Origin of the sequence: Anaerotignum lactatifermentans DSM 14214, assembly GCF_900142265.1 — a bacterium.
Classification (GTDB): domain Bacteria; phylum Bacillota; class Clostridia; order Lachnospirales; family Anaerotignaceae; genus Anaerotignum; species Anaerotignum lactatifermentans.
In genome coordinates this window covers 1-20546 of the sequence record NZ_FRAH01000064.1, presented here as the reverse complement: position 1 = coordinate 20546, position 20546 = coordinate 1, and the positions used below count along the sequence as shown (strand labels likewise).

At 45.6% G+C, this 20546-nt stretch carries 18 protein-coding genes; 13 read left to right on the top strand and 5 right to left on the bottom strand.

The annotated features are described in order from the left end of the window. Positions 1-218: transposase (locus tag BUB35_RS14295; RefSeq protein WP_143185463.1), on the bottom strand; the 218-nt coding region annotated here is incomplete at its 3' end. Positions 219-674: 456 nt separating this feature from the next. Between BUB35_RS14295 and BUB35_RS18885 the strand changes: the two genes are divergently transcribed. The 3 genes from BUB35_RS18885 (at position 675) to BUB35_RS14275 (ending at position 5682) form a co-directional block, all read left to right on the top strand. After that, complete coding sequence (locus BUB35_RS18885; protein ID WP_143185462.1) at positions 675-920, top strand: hypothetical protein; 246 nt, start codon at positions 675-677, stop codon at positions 918-920. A gap of 98 nt (positions 921-1018) precedes the next feature. Next, a complete protein-coding gene (locus BUB35_RS14285; protein WP_143185461.1) occupies positions 1019-1570 on the top strand; it encodes a hypothetical protein in 552 nt (183 codons plus the stop codon). A gap of 704 nt (positions 1571-2274) precedes the next feature. Continuing rightward, positions 2275-5682 (top strand): S-layer homology domain-containing protein, encoded by a 3408-nt coding sequence (locus BUB35_RS14275; RefSeq protein WP_143185460.1) that lies wholly within the window; start codon positions 2275-2277, stop codon positions 5680-5682. A 116-nt stretch (positions 5683-5798) separates the two neighbouring features. On the opposite strand, the gene BUB35_RS14270 is transcribed toward BUB35_RS14275, so the two are convergent. Then, positions 5799-6305, bottom strand: a complete 507-nt coding sequence (locus BUB35_RS14270) for a hypothetical protein (RefSeq protein ID WP_072852841.1) — start codon at positions 6303-6305, stop codon at positions 5799-5801. A 1-nt stretch (position 6306) separates the two neighbouring features. Further along, a complete protein-coding gene (locus BUB35_RS14265; protein WP_072852839.1) occupies positions 6307-6699 on the bottom strand; it encodes a DUF4430 domain-containing protein in 393 nt (130 codons plus the stop codon). 214 nt (positions 6700-6913) lie between these two features. Here BUB35_RS14265 and BUB35_RS14260 point away from each other — a divergent pair, with 214 nt between their 5' ends. The 9 genes from BUB35_RS14260 (at position 6914) to BUB35_RS14220 (ending at position 17761) form a co-directional block, all read left to right on the top strand. Further along, positions 6914-8293, top strand: a complete 1380-nt coding sequence (locus BUB35_RS14260) for an NCS2 family permease (protein ID WP_072852838.1) — start codon at positions 6914-6916, stop codon at positions 8291-8293. Between the two features lie 121 nt (positions 8294-8414). Beyond that, positions 8415-9038 carry a regulatory protein RecX gene (locus BUB35_RS14255; RefSeq protein ID WP_072852836.1) on the top strand — a complete coding sequence of 208 codons (624 nt, stop codon included), beginning with the start codon at positions 8415-8417 and terminating at the stop codon, positions 9036-9038. 2 nt (positions 9039-9040) lie between these two features. Then, positions 9041-11812, top strand: a complete 2772-nt coding sequence (locus tag BUB35_RS14250; RefSeq protein WP_072852834.1) for a tetratricopeptide repeat protein — start codon at positions 9041-9043, stop codon at positions 11810-11812. Between the two features lie 128 nt (positions 11813-11940). Continuing rightward, positions 11941-12246, top strand: a complete 306-nt coding sequence (gene rplU, locus BUB35_RS14245; protein ID WP_022365216.1) for a 50S ribosomal protein L21 — start codon at positions 11941-11943, stop codon at positions 12244-12246. Between the two features lie 3 nt (positions 12247-12249). Continuing rightward, complete coding sequence (locus BUB35_RS14240; RefSeq protein ID WP_022365215.1) at positions 12250-12582, top strand: ribosomal-processing cysteine protease Prp; 333 nt, start codon at positions 12250-12252, stop codon at positions 12580-12582. Positions 12583-12584: 2 nt separating this feature from the next. Continuing rightward, complete coding sequence (gene rpmA, locus BUB35_RS14235) at positions 12585-12875, top strand: 50S ribosomal protein L27 (protein ID WP_022255261.1); 291 nt, start codon at positions 12585-12587, stop codon at positions 12873-12875. Positions 12876-12988: 113 nt separating this feature from the next. Next, a complete protein-coding gene (gene obgE / locus BUB35_RS14230) occupies positions 12989-14263 on the top strand; it encodes a GTPase ObgE (RefSeq protein WP_072852833.1) in 1275 nt (424 codons plus the stop codon). Positions 14264-14662: 399 nt separating this feature from the next. Then, positions 14663-17032 carry an endonuclease MutS2 gene (locus BUB35_RS14225; protein WP_072852831.1) on the top strand — a complete coding sequence of 790 codons (2370 nt, stop codon included), beginning with the start codon at positions 14663-14665 and terminating at the stop codon, positions 17030-17032. Between the two features lie 30 nt (positions 17033-17062). Further along, positions 17063-17761 (top strand): response regulator transcription factor, encoded by a 699-nt coding sequence (locus tag BUB35_RS14220; protein ID WP_096348636.1) that lies wholly within the window; start codon positions 17063-17065, stop codon positions 17759-17761. A gap of 62 nt (positions 17762-17823) precedes the next feature. Here the strand turns inward: BUB35_RS14220 and BUB35_RS14215 are convergent, their stop codons facing one another. Then, on the bottom strand, positions 17824-18231 hold the full coding sequence (locus BUB35_RS14215) for a hypothetical protein (RefSeq protein WP_072852827.1): 408 nt from the start codon (positions 18229-18231) through the stop codon (positions 17824-17826). Positions 18232-18329: 98 nt separating this feature from the next. On the opposite strand from BUB35_RS14215, the gene BUB35_RS14210 reads away from it, so the two are divergent. Continuing rightward, the gene (locus BUB35_RS14210; RefSeq protein WP_072852825.1) at positions 18330-19742 is read left to right on the top strand and encodes a sensor histidine kinase; all 1413 of its coding nucleotides are present in this window, start codon (positions 18330-18332) and stop codon (positions 19740-19742) included. 341 nt (positions 19743-20083) lie between these two features. Here BUB35_RS14210 and BUB35_RS14205 read toward each other — a convergent pair. Next, positions 20084-20546, bottom strand: a 463-nt coding sequence (locus BUB35_RS14205) for an IS3 family transposase (RefSeq protein WP_143185459.1), incomplete at its 5' end; no start/stop codon positions are given.

Below are 20546 nucleotides of genomic sequence, written 5' to 3'. Positions count from 1 at the left end.
AGGCGTCTTTGAAGCTCTTTGACTTGTTTGGCAGTCATGACTTCACCATCATCTGTTTCAACAGTTGCGTATTGTTTGATCCAGCGAGTGAGAGCAGTCTGAGAAACTCCGTATTCTTTACAAAGGGCAGTTTGTGTTTTGCCACCAGATTGATATAGATTTACGAGTGTTCTTTTGAAGTCTTCGTCATAGCGAATACCTTTGCTGTTTGTTGACATGTAAATACCTCCTTTTGGTGTCTACTTTATTGTAATAGATAGTTACTTTATGTGTCCACTTTTTTAATATAGATCCAGAACGAGGAATCAGTGGTAAAGCCATATCAGATTTATATAGAGCAAAAAGAAGATCATATAAAATATGGTTTTTCTTATTGGTCTCAGGATGATCCTTTGGAGGATTATCTCAAAATTGCTTTTGAAATTTTGGAAACCCTGTTGCAGGGATATTGGCTCTGGATCTGCAGAGTGGAGTGTGGCGCTGAAAAACAGAAAAAGGCACTGGAATATATGCAACGTTTTGCAAACATAGAGTACATTTATGACGCATATATCATTGTGGAAAGAGTGAATACGTTTCATTCTTATTTGCTGGAGTCTTATTTTCAAAGGGAAAAGGAACATGGCATAGAACATGATTTCCGGTCGTTTATCATAAATGGATTTCAGAATCATATGGAAATGAAAAAAACAGCAGAAGAGCAGTATGATTTTCTTTTGCATCATCAGGGAGATGTCTGGGTTGATTACGAAGAATTGTTTGAAGGCCCTACTATGGAGATGGAAATAAAAAATGGGCTTTTTGATATGGAAAAACTGCTGGAGCTGTCCATAACTGTATGTAAAAAATATGGCAAAGAAACAAAAGTAATTTATGGCGGTGAGCAAAAGGGGCAAGAAGCGCTTATGGGTGATGAATGATGAGAAAACTCACAAATTTATTTCAGAAAAAGCAAAAACAAGAAAAGCTGCCGGAGGATATCTTTTTCAGTCCACGTTGTGTATATTACGAATCAGATATGGATGGAATCAACAGTGGACAGGTTCAGGTGTTTACGCTGTATCCCAGCCTTTATATGGAAGAATCGGATGATGATTTTTGGAAGCTTTGCAATGGAATTTTACATGGACTGCTGCAAAACAGAAATGTGTTGATAGCAGTGAAAATCATAGACAGCAGTCCGGAAACGAAAAAAACAGTACTTAGGAAACTGACAGAATGGAAACATACAAATCAGGAAGCCGTCATTCTGGAGTATGATGAGGGGTATGATATATTATGCAGAGCAGACAAGATAATTTTTGATTTCAAACAAGTTGAAGAAGAGTGTATGGCGTTGTGTGACTATAAAATATATGGTTATTCCAAAAAGATGGAATGTCTGTATCAGGAACAGGCAAAACAGCTGATTACACAGTATCAGTATGATATTTATTTGTATTATCATAAATATCCAGATTATCTGGAAATCAGAGTGAAAAATAATCAAAAGATAAAGGATTTGCTTGATGTCATTGGCTGGGTATGCAAGGAAAATCAAAGGCGGTTGTTTGTGGAATATGAAGGATGATTTATGTAACAAAAGGGATACTTTATTAGTGTCCCTTTTGCGTGCAAGAGCTTTATATCTTGATTTTATATTTCACTCGATTGCCATATGCCACACTAGTCAGAAGTTTCTTCAATACAAAACTGCGGATGGTAGCATAGGTGACATTGCCGAAATTTTTCTCCAGCTGTTTCGTGGAAAATTCCGGCTGTCCATATGGGGAAAGTACAAAATTCCAGAAGTCTTTATGATGACCTTTCCGTCTTTCAAGATATCTTGGAAACGGGCTTAGTCACCATTTTTGCTTCTCTACGGCATGCCGTACACTTTTGTGAATATCATATGCAGAGGTAAAAAAGGGGAATATGAGTCATGCAATCCCTTGAAAAAAGTATAGGATGTTTTAAAAATGTTAAATTAACGGCATTTTTGAAATATTATATCAAAAACGGCATTTCCCGGATACGAAGCAAATACATAAGAAAAACAAAATGATTATGCGATATTATGCGAATAATATTCAAAAAAATCATCCGTTTTGAGGTGCCAAATGGGTGATAGATTTCTAGAAAATTTTTGGGTATAATATAAGTATTGGCAAATGCGTTGCGCGAGAAGGGCGGGAATTTTATTCAGAAAAATAACTTCTGTCCAGAAAAAGGGGGCGGAATGGATTTGTGTTGGCAGAAAAGAAGCAAAAGGGAAAAAAGAGGAAGGAGAAAGCCATGAGAAAACGAATCTTTGCGGCGTTTGTCTGCCTGTGTATGTTGATGGCGTTGGTGCCGTCTATGGCGTATGCAGGGGATACGGTTTCCGTAGGCGGGCTGTGCGAACATCACACCCAGCATGACGACGCTTGCGGCTACAGCGAAGGAACTGCGGAAGTGCCATGCAGTCATGAACACACGGAGGAATGCTATACGCAGGCAACGAAATGCGTTCATAAGCATACGGCAGAGTGTTACAGTGATGGTATTTTGCCTGCGGAGGGAGAAGAAAAAACAGCTGACAGCTGTTCCCATCAATGCAGCGAGGAAAGCGGCTGCATCACAAAGGAATTGAACTGCAATCATGAACATGACGGAAGCTGCGGTTATGTTCCAGCAACAGCAGGCACACCTTGCACGTATGACTGCCAAATCTGCAACGCCCCAGCGGCAGAAGAAGCAGAGTGCATCTGTGAAACAAAATGCACCGAGGAAAAAGTCAATGCAGATTGTCCTGTGTGCGGCAGCGAAAGCGGGGATATATTTGCCTGCGTAGGTAAGATATTGGAAGTACCAACTCTGTTGGGCGATTTTCGTAGTAGCGTCTTATATTTGGATGAAAACGGCAATACTCAGACTTGCAGTGCTTACACATCGGTTACAGATCGGGACACTGAATGGCAAACGGGATGGTATGTGGTGGATTCAGACATCAAAATCAGCAGTCGTGTTGCTGTAAAAGGTGATGTGAGGGTGATTTTAGCTGATGGCTGCACCCTTGCCGTTAATAGTGGTATACGAGTGGAAGATGGTAACAGCTTTACCGTTTATGCCCAATCTGTGGATAAGGATATCATGGGAAAACTTATTGCTACTGGAGGTTATAGTGAATCAGGCATTGGCGGCGATTTATTTGGCACCTGCGGTGAGATTGTGATTAATGGAGGATGGATTAAAGCAAGAGGCGACTTTGGCGGTGCTGGCATCGGCAGTGGTGACGAGGGTGAAAATGGCGGTAATATTATCATTAACGGTGGTAATGTTTTCGCATACGGCGATGCAGGTGGTGCAGGTATTGGTGCCAGTGACAATTGTGAGGGCAGTGGCATTATTACTATAAACGGAGGTACTGTTTGGGCTGAAGGAGGCGATTATGCTGCTGGAATTGGTGCTGGAGATGACAGCGCAGGAGTTGACGTTTTTATTAACGGAGGTAACATAACTGCCAAAAGCAAAAGTTCAGGAGCGGGCATTGGTGGCGGTTATGGTAATGAAGAATGTACTATCACAATAACGGATGGTATTATCGATGCAACTGCTGGCAAGAATGCAGCAGGTATCGGCAGTGCATCAAGTGGCGCAGGTTGTACAATTATTATCAGCGGCGGTACGATCACTGCAAAAGGTGGTGAATTTGGAGCAGGCATTGGTGGCGGCTACAAGGGTGAAAGTAAGGAGATTACAATTATCGATGGTAATATAACTGCAACAGGTGGTGAATTTGGAGCAGGTATTGGCGGCGGCTACTATAAAAATGGTGGAGCCATTACAATCCAAGGTGGTACGATTAAAGCCTATGGGAGTGAAAAAGCAGCGGGTATTGGTGGAGGATATTATGCATATAGCAGTACAAATACTTCCATTTATGACGGTGATATCATAGCAATCGGTGGTGTCAATGGAGCAGGTATTGGCGGCGGACAGTACGGTACTGGAAATAAAATCAATATCTATGGTGGCACTATAATTGCTAAAAGTGGTAAAGATGGAGAAGGCAATGGAGCAGGCATTGGCGGCGGCGGAAATGGCGATAAAGCTGCCGGCGGAAAAGGCGGAACAACTGTCATCAGCGGCGGCACAATCACTGCTATGGGATATGTAGGTATCGGTGGTGGTAAAGAAAATTTAGATAACGGTGTTCAGAAAATTTCTCCGGCTGCAAATCTGGTGATTCTGGTTAAGGCAGGCGCAGATGAAAGCAGTGCCGTGGAATTGGTAGGTTCTCCATTTACTGAAGAAACCATCGTAACGGATTTGATAGCTGGTACAAAATACTTCTATTGCAAGACTGATAAAAATGTTATCGTGACAGAGGGTGACCCTGCTGTTTTCGAAGTTACGGCTGACGGTATTGAGAATCCGAAATATCAGTGGCAGCAAAGCGTCGATAACGGAAATACCTGGACTGATATTGTAGGTGCAAATCTTGCCATCTATACTGCTGAGGCTACTAAAATCGAGATGAACGGTTATCAATATCGCTGCATTATAACAGGTGACAGTGGCTCCGTAACAAGCAATGTTTTCTTGTTAATTGTCAATGTTGCTGTTGACAATATTAAGCTGAACAAGACTGCCACAGTTATGAATGTAGGTGATACAGAGACTTTAACTGTTACTGTTGAGCCTGCAAATGCTACGAATAAAACAGTAACATGGTCTAGCAGCAATCCATCTGTAGCAACTGTAGACCAAAGTGGTAAAGTGACTGCTGTAGGCAAAGGCACTGCTACCATCACAGCGGCTTCCATTGACGGCAGCGGCAAAACAGCAACATGTACCGTAACAGTCAAAAAGAAATCCTCCGGCGGTTCTGTATTCTTCTGGGATTTGAAATTCGACACCAACGGCGGCAGTGATATCGACACCGTCACCGAATGGGAATACAGCACCATTGATCTGGACGAATATGTTCCCGAAAAAGAAGGCTACAAGTTCGTAGGCTGGTATGCTGACAAAGATTTAGACAAGAAAATCGACGAGGTTTACTTGACAGAAGACACCACCGTTTACGCCAAATGGGAGAAAATAGAGGAAGAAGTTCCTGAAGAACCAGAAGAAGTGGAAGAAACAGAAGAAACCGAAACCATTTCTTTCAAAGACGTGAAGGAAAGCGATTGGTTCTATGAAGCCGTTTCCTATGCGGTGGAAAATGGTCTGATGAGCGGTATGAGCGAAGATATTTTCGCACCCAATACCCCTCTGACCAGAGAAATGCTGGCTGTTGTCCTGTATAACGTGGAAGGACAGCCAGAAAGCGCAGGCGTCAACCCCTTCACAGATGTAAAAGCCGATATATGGTACACAGACGCCATCCTTTGGGCAAATGAAAACGGCATCGTGGCAGGCTATGACAATAGCGCTTATGGTGTGGGTGATCTCATCACCAGAGAACAGTTCGCAACCATTTTGTATCGCTATGCCCAGTTCAAAGGCTATGATACCACCCAAGGCGGCATGGCAGTGAGAGAATTTTCTGATTATGAAAATATTTCTGACTATGCAAGACCTGCCATGGCTTGGGCAGTGAACGCAGGCATCATGGGCGGCATGGACGACGGCACACTGATGCCTCAGGGCAAAGCCACCAGAGCCGAAGCAGCTACCATGCTCATGAATTTCTGCGAGAATATTGTGGAAAAATAAAATTCATTTCAAAAAATATTTTGGGCAGTGAGATTCCTCACTGCCTTTTTATATTATCCTCATATTCGTCAGGCGTTTTTGCGCAAAAAAACAGGAAGCATCCAAACTTCCTGTTTTCAGAGAGCATGTTGTCCCGTGTACAGCCACGCAAGCAGGCTGCGCAGAGGGCGGAACAGTACCAGACAGACAATGAAATTGCCGACGCAGTGGGTCACGTCAAAGAGCAGACCTGATGTCCAATAAGCAATGGCAGCGCCGATACCGCCGGCAGCAAGATAAGGCAGGGCGCAGAGGGCGCCGAAAGCCAGACCGAAGAACCCCGAAAGGATGCTCCAGAAAAGGACAGAGCTGTTTTTTCGGAAAATATGTGCCAGCAGCGCCAGTATGCTCCAGATGTAGAGATAGCTGAACCACCATATCCCAAAGCCGTAGCAGAAGCCTTCCAGCAGCACAAAGGCGTATATGACCAGAAAAACCTTTCTGCCGCATGTGAGGGTATAGAGGATGATGAGCAGGCTCACCACTTCAATATTAGGCAGCACTGCCAGAAAGACTTGTCCCAGAAAGAGTATGGCGGTGAACAGACCGAGGATTGCCAGTTCACGGGCGTTTTGCTTTGCCAAATCAATAACCTTCCTTCAGTGTCAGCTCAAACTGGTCCTGATCCTGAATGGGAGTCTGGTCTGCACCGGTATTGACCATTTCTCCGTCTTTTGTGATGCACCACCACTGTTCTTTGCTGTCGTCCGCGGTTTCTCCGTCAACGGTGGTGATGAACATGCCGTAAGGCCCCTCTGTACCTTCCGCAAGATTTTGCTCTGTCAGCGCTTCCCCGAGATATTCTGCGTCCGTGTCATAGGAAAATGTGCTTTTGCTGCTGTCACTATGGACGACAGAAATGGTGATGTGTTTTTCGCCGGCAGCGGTGTCCGGTCTGGTCTGGAAAAAGACGATGAGCGCCAGAACACAGCACAGCACCAGAAGAATGCCGGCAATTTTGGTTTGTTTTTTCTGCATAATGACCTCCTGAAGGTGTTTTTTCTTTTCATCTTAGAATGCTGGTGTTTTTTTGTCAAGGCTATTTGTCCGGTGTGGATGGAATCAAAAAATTGTATTTTTTTGCAAAACGTTAAGATTTCATTAAGAAAATCATTGACAGGACTAGAAAAATTTAATACGCTGATAATGCAAATAAACTCTTAAGTAAAGAAGAAAAAGGAGGATTTTACCAATGAATGGTCTGTTGGAGAGAACGTTTCGTCTTTCAAAGAACCATACCAATGTAAAAACGGAAGTATTGGCAGGGATCACCACATTTATGACAATGGCGTATATCCTTGCGGTAAACCCGTCTGTATTGTCATCGGCAGGCATGGACAGCGGCGCGGTATTCACTGCAACGGCGCTGGCATCCTGTTTGGCAACACTGATGATGGCTGCCTTTTCCAATTACCCCTTTGCACTGGCACCCGGTATGGGTTTGAACGCATTCTTTGCCTACACAGTTGTAGGGCAGATGGGCTTCACATGGCATGTGGCACTGGCAGCAGTATTTGTGGAAGGGATTATTTTCATCATACTTTCCCTGACAAATGTGCGGGAAGCCATCTTTAACTGCATCCCCATGTCCCTGAAAGCCGGCATTACCTGCGGTATTGGTTTGTTCATCGCTTTCATCGGTTTCCAGAACTCTAAACTGGTAGTAGACGGCTCCACACTGGTAGCCATTTACCCCTTCAAAGCAGCCCTGGCTGACGGCAGATTCTGGTCTGAAGGCATTGGCGCACTGCTGGCATTCGTTGGGATTATCCTGACTGTTGCTTTTATGATTAAAAAAGTGCCTGGCGGCATTTTGCTGGGTATCCTGTGCACATGGTTGCTGGGTATCCTGCTGCAGGTGGCTGGTATTTATCAGCCCAATCCAGAACTGGGAATGTACTCTGTACTGCCTGATTTCTCCAGCGGTTTTGGTATTCCTTCTCTGAAACCTACATTGATGCAGATGGATTTCTCTGGTCTGCTTGGATTGAATTTCATTACGGTCATGCTTTCTTTCCTGTTTGTTGACCTGTTTGACACCATGGGAACCCTCATCGGTGTGGCTTCCAAAGCGGACATGCTGGATGAAAAGGGCAGACTGCCTCGTATCCGTGGTGCACTGATGGCCGATGCTGTTGGTACAAGCTTGGGTGCGGTTCTGGGTACATCCACAGTCAGCACTTATGTGGAAAGCTCCTCCGGCGTTATGGCAGGGGGCAGAACTGGTCTGACTTCTGTGGTAACTGGTCTGCTGTTTGCGGTGGCACTGTTCCTTTCTCCCATTTTCCTGGCGATTCCTTCTTTTGCCACAGCGCCTGCGCTGGTAGTCGTTGGGTTTATGATGATCACAACAGTATTCCGTATTGATTTCGACGATATGAGCGAAGCCATCCCTGCTTTCGTTGCCATGATCGTGATGCCTTTCATGTATTCCATTTCCGAAGGTATCGCCCTGGGCGTCATCTCTTATGTGCTGATTCAGCTTGTTTCCGGTAAAGTAAGAGAAAAGAAAGTACATTGGCTCATGTATGTACTGGCAATCGCATTTATATTGAAATATCTTTTCGTATAAGAACGCATCAAAGCCCCTCTGTGAAAACAGAGGGCTTTTTTTATAGACGGAACACCTTGGCATTTTCCTGTCATTTGTAGTATACTAATAAGATATGAAATCAGAGCAAGGAGAGAATGCCATGCTGGTGACAGCCATCATTCCGCAGAAAAAAGATCCTGCGAAACGAAATATTTTTATTGATGGGGAATTTGCTTTTTCCCTCATTGCACAGGATGTGCTGTATTTTAAACTGCGGGAAGGGGAGCCTATCCCACAGGAAACTTACGATACCATTCAGGATAACTTGATTTATATACAGGCACAGGACACAGCCCTCCATTATCTGGGCTATAAGATGCGGACGGAGGCGGAACTGCGGCGGAAGCTGACAGAAAAGGAATTTGCGCCCCAGGTCATTGAAAAGGCCATGGACTTTCTTTGCCGTTATGGTTACTGCGACGACAAGGTCTATGCCAAAAGCTTTGTGAAAGAACGTCTGCGGCTGAAACCAAAGGGAGCTTATGCCCTGAAAATGGAACTGCGGCAGAAAGGCATTTCCGAGAAAATCGCCGAAGAAGTGCTGGCAGAAACAGATTGGAATGAAGCGGAAGACGCTGCCCGTTGGATACTGAAAAAAACACGGGGCAATCTGGAATTGGATGAGAAAGAAAAACAACGGCTTTACGGCTTTTTGCAGCGGAAAGGCTACCGATGGGATACCATTCGGGAAGCCATGGCGCTTGTGGAAGCAGGGGAGGTATGAAAATGGGATTTTATTTTGCGGAAGTCCGTAAACTGCGGCGGGAACTGCAGGCGGCCTATGGAGCCGGTGAATATAAAAAAGCATTGATACTGGGCAAAAATATTTTGCAGAAATATCTGGAAAATGACGACGCCAACACCATGGAATACGCATCGGATATGCATAATCTGGGGGTTATCTTCGACACCATGGGTATGTATGCCAAGGCGGTGGAATATTACAAGAAAGCGGCAATACTGAAACGGGATTGTTCCGGCGAAAGCCTGTCCTATGCGGATACGGTGAATAACCTTGCCATTGCTTACAACAACATGGGAGAAGGGGAAAAAGCCCGCAGATTCCATGGCGAGGTGCTGAAGATTCGGGAAGCCAAACTGGGAAAAGACCATCCCGATACCATTTACAGCCTGTTCCATTTGGGTAATACGGAAGAAGACCTTCAGCAGTACGAAAAGGCTGTGGAGTATCATCAGCAGGCTTTGGAACGGGCAAGACGTTCTGCGGGTTTTTCCAAAGAAGATATGGCGGATATTTTCGCTTCTCTGGGTGCGGCTTATGATGGCGGCGGCAATTACAGACGCTCCATTTCTTCTTATGAAAAGGCGCTGGACTTCATGGAAAAAGCAGGGGTGGAAGAAAGCTTCTGTTATATGATTTGGACATTATCTCTGGCGGAGGTCTGCGAGAAAGCAGGCTGGAACGAACTGGCTGTGGAATACTGTGAAAAAGCGGTGCAGATGCGCCGGAAGATGATGCAGGACAGCCATTTGGACTACATCAACAGCCTGAATAGTCTGGGTATATTGTGCTGTAAGGCAGGGATGTTCGCGAAGTCCTTGCAGTGCCATGAGGAAGTGCTGCGGCTGGTACAGGAAGTGCTGGGAAGCGACCACTTGTTTTATGCGGATACCCTGAATAACATGAGTGCGGATTACAGCGGCATGAATGAAATGGAAAAGGCGCTGGAAGCCAATGCGGAAGCTCTGCGGCGGAAAGAAGCGGCTTTGGGTCCCTCCCACCCGCAGGTGGCTGTATGTTATATGAGCAGAGGCAGACTTTACGAAAAAATGGGACGGGATACAGATGCTCTTGCAGCATACGAAAAAGCCCTGCTCATTCGTCGGGATACTGTCGGCAGAATGGACCCTTTGTATGCGGATACGCTGGAGCAGATTGCAGGACTTTTTACAGCCAAAGGCGCTTATGAAGCGGCTGCGGAATACTTGCAGGAAGCCCTGTACATCCGCAGAGAAGCGGAAACAGGCACAGACCGTGATTTGGTGGGCGGCTTGCAGCTTTTGGCAGATGTGAAGCAGAAAGCAGGCGAAGGGCAGGCGGCGGCAGCTCTTTGCAGGGAAGCCATGGAACTTCTTGAAAAACATTTCAGCAAAAATCATCCGGAATACGCCATTGGTCTGGCAAAACTGGGTGAGATTCTGGCAAGAGAGAAACAATATGATGAAGCCATTCAGATTTTGACAGAAAGCGCCGCCATCCAGAAAGAAATGCTGGATGAGGACAATCCGAGATATTTGAAAACGCTGGAATATCTGGCAGAAGTTTGTGTGCGCAAAGGCGATTATGCTGTGGCAGTCCAGCATTATCTGGCGCTCAATGACGCAAACTATGAGGAAACAGCGGAAGACAAGCAGCGTGCGGCGGAAACACTGCTGGCAATTGCCGTTTGTTATCTTGCCATGGGTAATGAGAAGAAGGCGGAAGCTTATCGGAAAGAGGCTGTGGAAAAACTTAGCCGTGCCGGAGGCGGATTGACGGAAAAATTCGCAAAACGCCATCAGCAGTATGATTTGCTGGCAAACAAAGGGAAACTGCCTTATGCCGGAGCGGAACGTCAGGCAAAAATGGAAGAAAGACGGCGGCTCCAGAAGGCCAAAGACCTTTTTACGGAAATGCTGGCACAGCGGGGCGAACAGGAGCAGTCTTTAGATAAAGAAGCCGTGCGCAATGCCATTTCATTGGGAGATTTGCAGATGCGTACGGGCAATCGGGATCAGGCATTTTTCTGGTATCAGGCGGCAGAACAGGCGGCGGAAGGCATGGAATACGCCCAGGCTTGCCGCAGATTAGGTGAATGGTACCTGACAGCAGGAGAATATCTGAAAGGTCTGCAAAAGCTTACCAATGCCAAGAATTACATCGAAGAATATGACAGCGTGAAAACAAAGGATTACTGTGAACTGCTGGCGGAAATCGGCGATTGCTATTTTGCCATGGGGGAAAAGGAAAAGGCAGTGGGCATGTACCTGCCTTATATACGGCTGTTCCGTGAACTCCAGCTGCCCAGAGGAAAACAGTATCAGCGCAGACTGGAGCGCACAGGCAGACTGCTGGCAGACAGTGGACGCCATAAAGATGCGGCGGAATGTTTCAGTGAATTGGCACTGGCAACCCGTATGATGGAAGGGGAAACAGAGAATTTTGCTCGTTTGCTTCTGAAAACAGCGGCTTCTCATATTGCTCAGGGTAACCAGAAAGAAGCGAATACCCTTTTGGACCGAGCTTTGCTGTTAGGAACTGCCAAAGGCAGGGAAACAGAAGCTTATGGCAAGCTTTGTGACCGCATCGGACGGATGTATGCTGCCAACGGCAGTTTGGAACGGGCAGAGGACTGCCTTTCCATCGCTTATGAAATGACGAGAAACGGTAAAAAATGCCTGACCAGAGATGGTCTTGCCGCACTTTTGTCCGTGCTGCGGAAACTGGGGCGGGAAGAGCGATATTTTGCTGTAAAACAAGGCAAAAAATTGGAATAAAAGTGTTGACAGGCTGAAAACCCTGTGATACTATAATGAAGTATGTCAGCCGCATGGAGAGGTTCTGGAAAACCGAAGAAAGGCTTCGGTTACCGTATCCAGCGAGTAAATTGCGAGGAGGTGTTCACATGTACGCAATTATTGAAACTGGTGGTAAGCAGTACAAAGTAGCAGAAGGCGATATCATCACAGTAGAAAAACTGGGTGTTGAAGCAGGTCAGGAATATACTTTCGACAAAGTTCTGGTACTGGCGAAAGACGGCGATGTAAAAGTTGGCGCTCCCTACGTTGAAGGCGCAGCAGTTACAGCATCCGTAATCGGTGACGGCAAAGCGAAAAAAGTAGTCGTTTACAAATACAAACCCAAAAAAGGTTTCCACAAGAAAAACGGCCACAGACAGCCTTTCACAAAACTGCAGATTAAATCCATCTAAATTATGATCAAGGCTAAGCTTTATCAGAAAGAGAATAAAATCTGTGCATTTGAGATTTCCGGTCACGCAGGCTATGCACCCCATGGGGAAGACATCGTCTGTGCGGCAGTTACCATACTTTCTCTCAATACGGTCAATGCCATAGAGCAGTTCACGGACGTGCCCTTTCAGGCAGAAGCCGATGAGAAAAAAGGCGGTTATCTCAAAGTCGTGTTCCCTTTAGAGGGAATGGAGGACGAACGGGTACAGCTGCTTTTGCAGACATTGTGGCTCGGGTTGTCCGGCATTGAAACGGAATATAACAAGTATCTTACTTTGAAAATTGAGGAGGTGTAAGTATGTTCAGATTGAACCTTCAGTTCTTCGCGCACCACAAAGGCGGCGGTTCCACAAAGAACGGTCGTGACTCCAACGCTAAGAGATTGGGTGCAAAACGTGCAGACGGTCAGTTTGTACTGGCAGGCAATATTTTATACACACAGCGTGGTACTAAAATCCATCCCGGTGTGAACGTAGGCAAAGGCGGCAACGATACACTGTTCGCTTTGGTTGACGGTCGTGTAAAATATGAAAGAAAAGGCAGAGATAAAAAACAGGTTTCCGTATACCCTGTTGAAATCGCTGAATAAGAATGTTGAAGGCTTCAAATGATATCATTTGAAGCCTTTTTCGTGAAAAGCAAAACCGTTTGCTTCTGACGAAAGAGGTTTTGAAAGAAAGAGAAAGGATACGAGGTGAGAATATGTTTGTAGATAGAGTCAAGATTCATGTAAAAGGCGGCAACGGCGGCAATGGTATGGTTTCTTTCTTCCGTGCGAAATATATTACCCACGGTGGTCCCGACGGCGGCGACGGCGGCAGAGGCGGCGACGTTATTTTTGTAGGGGACGAAAGCATGGGTACCCTCATGGACTTCCGTTATAAGAGAATGTTCAAGGCAGGCAACGGTCAGGACGGCGGCAAACGCAACTGTTTTGGTAAAGACGGCGAAAGCGTTGTCATCAAAGTGCCTGTTGGTACGGTTATCCGTGAAGCAGAAAGCGGCAAGATCATGGCGGATATTACCAAACACGGGGAAGAAAAAATCCTGATTCACGGCGGTAAAGGCGGCAAGGGCAATCAGCACTTCGCAACTCCCACCAGACAGGCACCCCGTTATGCGGAACCAGGCAGAGTGGCAAAAGAATACGACGTCATTCTGGAACTGAAACTGATTGCGGATGTTGGTTTGATTGGTTTCCCCAATGTTGGTAAATCCACACTGCTGTCCATGGTAACAAACGCAAACCCTAAAATCGCGAACTACCACTTTACCACACTGGCTCCCAATCTGGGCGTGGTAGAAGGCAGATACGGCGATTCCTTCGTGCTGGCGGATATTCCCGGTCTGGTAGAAGGTGCCAGCGAAGGCGTTGGTTTGGGACATGCGTTCCTGCGTCATGTAGAACGTACCAAAGTGTTTATCCATGTGGTAGACGCTGCTGGTGTGGAAGGTGACGACCCTGTGGAAAACGTGCGTAAGATCAATCAGGAACTGGAAGCATACAATCCCGAACTGATGAAACGCCCTCAGGTGATTGCGGCAAACAAAACAGACATTCCCGGTTCCGAGGAAAATGTGGAACGCCTGAAAGAAGCCTATGAAAAAGAAGGCTTCGAAGTATTCCCTATTTCCGCGGCAACCAACAAAGGTCTGGATGAACTGCTGACAAAAGTAGCGGAAATCCTGAAAAACTATCCTGAAGACATCGTATTCGAAGAAGAATATGAAGAATACGACGAAGTGGCAGTGGATCAGGAACCTTTCACCATCGAAGTCGAAGACGGTGTGTATGTAGTAAGAGGTGTTGGCGTCGAAAAGATGATCGGTTACACCAATATCGATACAGAAAAAGGCTTCGCTTTCTTCCAGCGTTATCTGAAAGAAAAAGGCATCATCGAAGCATTGGAGGAAAAAGGCATTCAGGAAGGCGATACCGTTCGTATTTACGATATGGAATTCGAATTCTGGAAATAATTCCCCAAAAAGAGAAAAACAAACGGAAGAAGAAACTTCCGCTTAAGAAAACATTGGTTTTTCGTTTCTTTGATTTCTTAAGGGGAAGTGCGACGGCTGTCTTCAGAAGAAAACATAACAGATTAAATATTAGTAAAAATAAGAAAGTGGAAATTCTCTGGGTGACAAGGATTTCCGCTTTCTTTGTTTTCTTATGAAGATGCCCCTGATTCTGCCAAAGCGGTGGATTCTTCCGTTTTTGTTTCGGCGGAAATGTAACATTTCTGTGAATTTCTCGGAAAAGTCGATGTATTTTGGCTGATCCGATGGTATAATAACAAAATAAGCGGCGGTAAGCTGCCTTATTTGTATGTCAGAAAACAGCCCCATGAGGGGCATAGTATAGATTGAGGTAATGGAATGAACGAAAAAGCATTGCGTATTTTGGAATACGATAAAATCATAAATATGCTGGCGGGATTTGCCGTTTCCCCTATGGCAAAGGAAATGGCACACCATTTGCAGCCTTCTGTTTCCATGTCGGAAATTGTGCTGCGTCAGCAGGAAACCACCGAAGCGGTGAGCATGGTGCTGCGCAAAGGCAGCCCTTCCTTCGGCGGTTTTCGGGAAATCCGTCCCCAGCTGAAACGGGCGGAAATGGGCGGTACTCTGTCCATTCCCGAATTGATGCACATTGGGGAATTTCTCTATGTTTGCCGCAAGGCGAAGAATTACGCGAAAAATGAAAACAAAGCGGAAACGTATGAACGTCTGGACGAATATTTTGAATTGCTGACATTGATTCCCAATCTGGAAAATGAAATCACCAGATGTATTGTGTCCGAAACAGAAATCGCTGACGACGCCAGCGCAGGATTGAAAAGCGTTCGTAAGGAAATCAAGATTTCCAATGACCGCGTGAAAGACCATCTGAATGGGGTTATTTCTTCTTCCGCTTATCGGAATATGTTGCAGGACTTTGTCATCACCATCAGAAATGACAGATATTGTGTGCCTGTCAAGAGCGAATACCGCAGTGTGTTTCCCGGTATGGTACACGACCAGTCCAACACTGGTTCTACCGTATTCATGGAGCCTTTGAGCGTGGTACAGCTGAACAACAAAATCAAGGAATTGCAGGCGAAAGAACGGGAGGAAATTGAAAAAATCCTCACCAGCCTGTCTATTATGGTCATTCAGAATGAAGCACAGCTCGGCGCAAACCTGGAACTGCTGACACAGCTGGACTTTATTTTCGCAAAAGCACAGCTTTCCTTGTCCATGGATGGTACACAGCCTTTGTTCAATACAAAAGGCTATGTGAATATCCAGAAAGGCAGACATCCTCTGTTGGATAAGAAAACCGTCGTGCCTATCAATATTTATCTGGGGAAAGAATTTACCACACTGCTCATCACTGGTCCCAACACCGGTGGTAAAACCGTTGCGCTGAAAACATTGGGCTTGTTCTCCCTCATGGGGCAGGCAGGGCTGCATATCCCTGCTAACGACCATTCCCAGCTGGCAGTGTTTGACGAAGTTTTTGCGGATATTGGGGATGAACAGAGCATTGAGCAGAGCCTGAGTACTTTCTCCGCCCACATGACAAATATCGTCAAGATTCTGGAAGATGTGACAGACAGCTCTCTGGTGCTGTTCGACGAATTAGGTGCAGGTACAGACCCTACAGAAGGTGCGGCACTGGCTATGGCAATCATTTCTTATCTCCATGACCGGAAGATTCGTACCGCTGTTACCACCCATTACAGCGAATTGAAGGTATACGCCCTGTCCACAGAAGGGGTGGAAAATGCCTGCTGTGAATTCGATGTGGAAACACTGCGTCCTACCTATCGTCTGCTCATCGGGATTCCCGGGAAAAGTAACGCGTTTGCCATTTCCAAGCGTTTGGGCTTGCAGGATTATATCATTGACAGCGCAAGAGAATTCATTTCCCATGACGAAGCACGTTTTGAAGACGTTATCACAGACCTGGAAATCAGTAAGAAAAGCGTGGCTTTCGAGCAGGAACGTGCGGAACAGTACCGCAGAGAAGCGGAAAGCCTGAAAAAAGAAGTGGAACGCCAGAAGGAGAAAACAAGAGAACAGAAAGAAAAGATTCTCCAGAAGGCAAGGGAAGAAGCAAAACAGATTTATGCGCAGGCAAAAGAAGAAGCCGACCAGATCATCAAGGAAATGAACCGGGAAGCAAAGCAGAAAAACCAGCAGAAGGCACTGGAAAACAGAGCCAAGCTGAAAGAAAAGCTGTCTTCCGTGCAGGAGGACTTCCTCAAGTCCAAGAAAGTAAAACCTACTCACAAGCCGCCTGAAAAATTGCAGGCAGGGGACAGAGTTTATGTCATTTCCTTCGACCAGAATGGCGTGGCTCTTTCCGCGCCGGATAAGAATAAAGACGTTATGGTGCAGATGGGTATCATGAAGGTGAAGGTGCCTCTGGCAGAACTGATGCTGGACGATACACCACAGCCCAAAGAACAAAAGCCCAGACAGACCAATGTGCGGGCAAAGGCGAAAAAGAGCCAGTTTATTTCTGCGGAAATCGACTGCCGTGGTCAGCTGGTAGATGAAGCCATTGTAAATATTGATAAATATATCGATGATGCCTATCTGTCCGGTTTGAAACAGATCATCATCATCCATGGGAAAGGCACTGGCGCTCTCCGTGCCGGCGTGCAGAAATATCTGCGTACCAATCCTCATGTAAAAAGCCAGCGTCCCGGTACTTTCGGGGAAGGGGATGCCGGCGTAACGGTTGTAGAACTGAAGTAAAAGGCGAGGGTATAAAAGGAGATGAATGCCGTGAGTGAGAAACAGAAAATTCTGGTAGTAGACGACGATCAGCATATTGCAGAGTTGATTTCTCTGTATCTGATGAAAGATGGTTATGATACACAGGAGGTTTACGACGGCAAAAAGGCGTTGGAAGCAGTGACAACTTATGAGCCGGATTTGATTCTGCTGGATTTGATGCTGCCGGGCATGGACGGCTATCAGGTCTGCGCGGAAGTGCGGAAAACAAGCAAAGTCCCCATCATCATGCTGACGGCAAAAGGGGAAACATTTGATAAAGTGCTGGGGCTGGAACTGGGAGCAGATGATTATATCGTCAAACCCTTCGATGCCAAAGAACTGGTGGCAAGAGTAAAGGCGGTACTCCGCCGCTATGAAGCCGGAAGTGCAAAAGAAGAGGAAGACGACGGACAGGTGCTGCGTTATCCAAATCTGGAAATCAATCTGTCCAATTTCACAGTAACTTATCATGGAAAGAGTGTGGATTTCCCGCCCAAGGAATTTGAACTCCTTCATTTTCTGGCGTCCAATCCCAAACGGGTGTTTACCAGAGAACAGCTGTTAGACCGTATCTGGGGCTATGAATACGCCGGAGATACCCGTACCGTGGACGTTCATGTAAAACGAATCCGTGAAAAGCTCAATCAGGATGATGAATGGGGCATTCGTACTGTTTGGAGCGTGGGTTACAAATTTGGTCCCAAGTAAAGAGGAATACATAAAAAAATCAGCCGCTGTTTGGGCGGCTGATTCCTTACATATCCAGTATTTTATTCATTTTTGGGTTCTGTCTGATTTTCTTCAGCAGTGTTTTCCGGAAGCACAGGTGCAGACTGTGCAGGCAGCGCATCGCTAGGAGCGGCTTCTGCTGTGTGTCCTGCAGGAAGCTGTTCAGCAGCCTGCTGCATGGCAGCACGTTCTTCCATTTTGCGCTTGTGCTCAAATTCCCGCATTTTCTGTTTGCGGATATTGCTGAAACGAAGCAGAACACAAACTACATACAAAAACAGCATCAGACGATGATAACTGTTTGTGTTGCCCCAGGGTGTCATAAAGATCAGAAAAATGGCAACAGCGAACAGAACAAGGTCTGCAAGTTTGATATTCTTTCTAGGTGGATTGGGTCGTTGATTGGTCATGGTACATACGGCAGAAACATCTGCCACTCCTTTCTTCATAATGAGGAAGTCTTTTGTAAAAACATTCCTATTTTATTATAACATGAATTTTGTTTTTTGGGATGTTTTTCTGATGTTTTCTTTTCGGAGGAATGTTTATGTTTAAAAAATCCATTGTAATCAAGCAATTTTTATTATATATGGCAACCATTAGCTTTTGCGTCATATTGATGGGTGGTATGCTTTCGGTGATCTATACCAACCATTATATGTCTGAAACAAAACAGGAATTGATTGAACAGGGCGAGAAGATTGCCGCTGCCATCAATAAAGCCTATAATACGGGGAACATCAATAATCTGGCTTATGAAATGCAGGTGCTGGAGGACTATATGGGCGCAGGCGTGCTTCTGGTCAATAAAGAAGGCGTTATCGTTCTGGCATCTCCCGGTATGGACAGCAGTCTGCTGGGGCATGTATTGGCTTATGATGAACTGGTGGAAAACATTCAGGAGGGAAATGTGGTTTCTCTGGAAACAGGCTCTTCCTCTATTTTCGGCACACCCATGCTCATTGTGGGTTATCCCCTTTCTGAAGGGCAGCTTTCCGGTATTTTCATGTGCCGCTCTATGCCGGAAATCAAAGTTTCTCTGAACGAAATGTACCGAGCTGGTGTATTCTGCTTGCTTCTGGCATTCCTGCTGACAGCACTGGTGAGTCTGGTCACATCCCGGAAAATGACAGAGCCCTTGATGGATATGAACCGGGCAGCAAAAGAAATTGCCGGCGGGAATTTTGAAAAGCGGGTAGAAATCACAAGCAAAGATGAAATGGGGCAGTTGGCAGAAAGCTTCAACCATATGGCAGAAAGTCTGGAGAATATCGAAAAATCCAGACGGGCATTCATTGCCAATGTATCCCATGACCTGCGATCGCCGCTGACCAGTATTCAGGGATTTTTGACAGCCATGCTGGACGGCACCATTCCGCCGGAAAAACAAGAACGTTACCTGCGGATCGTGCTGGAAGAAAGCCAGCGGCTCAGCAGACTGGCAGAAGGCATTGTGGATATGAGTCGTGCCCAGGACAGCAAAATTGTGCTGGAGGAAACGGACTTTGACCTGAACGAGATTATTCGGGAAAATTGCGCTGTGCTGGAACCTCAGATGGAAGAAAAGGGTATGCGTATCGAAGTTTCCTTTGCGGCGAAAGAAACCATGGTTCATGCAGATCAGGACAAGATTTCCCGTGTGCTTCATAACCTCATGAATAATGCTGTGAAGTTCTCCAAAGAAGGCGGCGTCATCGAGGTAGAAACCACATTTTCTGGAAAGAACAAGATATTGGTTTCCGTGAAGGACCATGGCTCTGGTATCAGTGAAGAGGATCAGAAATATATTTTCGATCGTTTTTACAAAGTGGATTCCACCAGAAACAAAGACAAGACAGGCGCAGGACTGGGGCTTTCCATTGTGCGGGAATTTATTCAGGCTCATGGAGAAACTGTGGCAGTAAAAAGCAAGTTGGGAGAAGGCAGTACCTTCCTTTTCACATTGAAACTGGCGAAGTAAAGAGAATAGGCCTGTATTTCCCTGTTTTTTCGGCTAAAAGCGCATTTTTTTCGGCAGATGAGCAATTGCTCTCGGAAAAAGAAAAGGGCCTCAGAAAGGCTTACAGAGGAAACTGTGTGGTGTATACAGAATTGCTTTGTATTTAACAGAAATAGAAAAATAGCCAAGATGAAGCAACTTCTTCTTAAGAAAACATTGTTTTTCTTTTCTTTGAGCTCTTAAGGGGAATTGCGATAGCTGTCTTTCGAAGACAACGATTTTTGTAAAAATAACATAGCCGGAATCCTTTAGGTTGTGAACTGAACCCAAAAAGTTAGACAATATTTTCAAATTAAAATTGTTCAAGAAGCCAGAAGGGCTTGTTGTCTGTAAATCGCAGGCGGCAAGCCCTTTAGTTTTGCTTTGATTCGATGGTTATTATAATAATCCAAATATTCCACCAATTCTTGTTTGAAGTGTTCCATGGATTGAAACTTTTGGAGATAGAGAAGTTCACTCTTAAGCAGTCCAAAGAAATTTTCCATGACAGCATTGTCCAGACAGTTACCCTTTCGGCTCATACTTTGCCGGATTCCTTTTTGTTTGAGCATTTGGCGGTAATATTTGTTTTGGTACTGCCATCCTTGGTCGGAATGGAGAATCAGACCCGTTCCATTCGGTATGGTTTCAAAAGCTTTATCTAACATACCCGTTACCATACTTAGAACAGGACGCTCTGAAATGGTATAGCTGATCAGATAACTGCTGTGTAAATCCAGAAGGGCGGACAGATACAGTTTTTGCCCGAACAGACTGAATTCTGTA